The 1,159-nt window shown below is 63.2% G+C and carries 1 protein-coding gene; it reads left to right on the forward strand.

Annotation, left to right across the window (positions count from 1 at the left end; translation table 11 throughout):
• Positions 1-1,159: polyketide synthase (locus tag AB0C25_RS36580; protein WP_357379659.1), on the forward strand; the 1,159-nt coding region annotated here is incomplete at both ends.

Below are 1,159 nucleotides of genomic sequence, written 5' to 3' on the forward strand. Positions count from 1 at the left end.
CGTTTCCGGTGAATCGTGGGTGGGATGTGGGTCGTCTGGTGGATCCGGGGTTGTCGCGGCCGGGTACGACGTATGTGGGTGTGGGTGGGTTTTTGCATGATGCGGGTTTGTTTGATGCGGGTTTTTTTGGTGTGTCGCCGCGTGAGGCGTTGGCGATGGATCCGCAGCAGCGGTTGTTGTTGGAGGCGTCGTGGGAGGCGTTGGAGTCGGCGGGTGTGGATGTTGGTGGTTTGCGGGGTTCGTTGACGGGTGTTTTTGCTGGTGTGATGAGTACTGATTATTTTCCGGGTTTGGGGTCGGTGTCGGCGGAGCTTGAGGGTTATTTGAGTACGGGGACGTCGGGGAGTGTGGCGTCGGGGCGGATTTCGTATTCGTTTGGTTTTGAGGGTCCTGCTGTGTCGGTTGATACGGCGTGTTCGTCGTCGTTGGTGGCGTTGCATTTGGCGGCGCAGTCGTTGGGTCGTGGTGAGTGTGACCTGGCGTTGGCCGGCGGCGTGACGGTGATGGCCAGTGCGGATACGTTTGTGGATTTCTCTCGGCAGCGTGGGTTGGCGCCGGATGGTCGGTGTAAGGCGTTCGCGGGTGCGGCGGATGGCACGGGTTGGTCTGAGGGTGTCGGCATGTTGGTGTTGGAGCGGCTCTCCGACGCGCAGCGCAACGGCCATCGTGTTCTGGCGGTGGTGCGGGGTTCGGCGGTGAATCAGGATGGTGCGTCGAATGGTTTGACCGCGCCGAATGGTCCGTCGCAGCAGCGGGTGATTCGGCAGGCTTTGGCGAATGCCCGCTTGTCGGCGGCGGATGTGGATGCGGTGGAGGCGCACGGCACGGGGACGCGTTTGGGTGATCCGATTGAGGCGCAGGCGTTGTTGGCGACGTATGGGCAGGACCGGTCCGAGCCGTTGTGGTTGGGCTCGATCAAGTCCAATATCGGTCACACGCAGGCGGCGGCGGGTGTCGCGGGCATCATCAAGATGGTGCAGGCTTTCCGGCACGAGACCTTGCCGAGGACGTTGCATGTGGATGAGCCGTCGCCGCACGTGGACTGGTCCGCTGGGGCGGTGTCGCTGCTGACCGAATCGCGGCCCTGGCCGGCGACGGATCGTCCGCGTCGGGCTGGTGTCTCGTCGTTCGGGATCAGTGGCACGAATGCGCACGTGAT

Source organism: Micromonospora sp. NPDC048839 (genome assembly GCF_040649915.1).
GTDB lineage: Bacteria > Actinomycetota > Actinomycetes > Mycobacteriales > Micromonosporaceae > Micromonospora.